This is a genomic window from Flavobacterium fragile (assembly GCF_023634865.1).
GTDB classification, from domain to species: Bacteria; Bacteroidota; Bacteroidia; order Flavobacteriales; family Flavobacteriaceae; genus Flavobacterium; species Flavobacterium fragile.
In genome coordinates, this window is record NZ_JAMLJN010000020.1 from 1 (window position 1) to 1,345 (window position 1,345).

The following is a 1,345-nucleotide window of genomic DNA, read 5'->3' on the forward strand; positions in this document are numbered from 1 at the left end:
GACACTATCCTAAAAAGTGTGTAAGTTAAAAATAATGGGGTTTGACTTTTTACTTAAAGTTGAACCCTTTTTTCAAATATAGTTAAGAACTGATTGAGGATTAATCCCCAATTTTGGATTGGCATTGACCATTTTTTGGTTGCTTCTCTCAGAGCAAAATATACGGATTTTAAAACAGCATCATCCGTTGGGAACGATAATTTATTTTTGGTGTACTTTCTAATCTTACCGTTAAGATTCTCGATTAAATTAGTGGTATAAATTATTTTTCTAATTTCTATTGGGAAGTCAAAAAACACGGTGAGTTCTTCCCAATTTTCTTCCCAAGATTTTACTGCATAAGGATATTTATGATTCCATTTATTGGCAAAATCTTCTAATGCTCCTCTAGCAGCTTGTTTAGTTGGAGCATCATAAATCTGCTTCATATCTCTTGAAAACTCCTTCTTATCCTTCCAGACCACATAGCGAGCAGAGTTTCTGATTTGATGTACTACACATATTTGAGTTTGTGATTCAGGGAATACATTTTTAATAGTTTGCGTAAACCCATTTAGATTGTCGGTTGCTGTAATTAAGATGTCTTCAACACCTCTAGCTTTTAAGTCGGTTAGTACACCTAGCCAAAAACTAGCACTTTCGTTCTTTCCTAGCCACATTCCCAATACTTCTTTTTTACCATCTCTGTTAAGACCAACAGCTAGATAAATAGTTTTGTTTATAACTTTTGAGCTCTCGCGGACTTTAAATACTATGCCATCCATCCAAACGATTAAATAAACAGGGTCTAATGGACGATTTTGCCAGGCTATAATATCATTTGCAACTGATTCTGTTATTCGAGATATAGTGGAAGTTGAAATATCAAAATTATAAACTTCTCTAATCTGTTCTTCAATATCGCTGACACTCATCCCTTTGGCATACAATGATACAATTACGTTCTCTAATCCGTCTACCATGTTTTGTCTTTTTGGAACAATCATAGGATTAAAAGAAGCTTCTCTGTCTCTTGGAACTTGAATCTCAGATTCACCAAAAGAAGTTTTTACTTTTTTACTAGAATAACCATTTCTTGAGTTAGAGGTAGTTGATTTTTCATGCTTATCATATCCTAAATGAGCATCGAGTTCACCATTTAAAATAGCTTCTAATCCTCGTTTTTGAAGTTGGGCAAGGAAACCATTTAGGTCTTCGCCTGTTTTGAATTGCTTAAAGAATTCATCCGATAATAAATCTTCTTTTTTCATAAGACTGTGTAAAATTTAAAATTAAACAAAAAAATAATGGGGTTTATAAACCCCATTATTTTTTCTACTTACACAGTTTATGTTATAGTACCTTT

1 protein-coding gene is annotated in these 1,345 nt (G+C 32.9%); it reads right to left on the bottom strand.

Translation table 11 applies throughout. From position 1 onward, the window contains the following. Window positions 1–53: 53 nt before the first annotated feature. Window positions 54–1,250 carry an IS256 family transposase gene (locus tag NAT47_RS12490; protein ID WP_250583251.1) on the bottom strand — a complete coding sequence of 399 codons (1,197 nt, stop codon included), beginning with the start codon at window positions 1,248–1,250 and terminating at the stop codon, window positions 54–56. Window positions 1,251–1,345 lie beyond the last annotated feature (95 nt).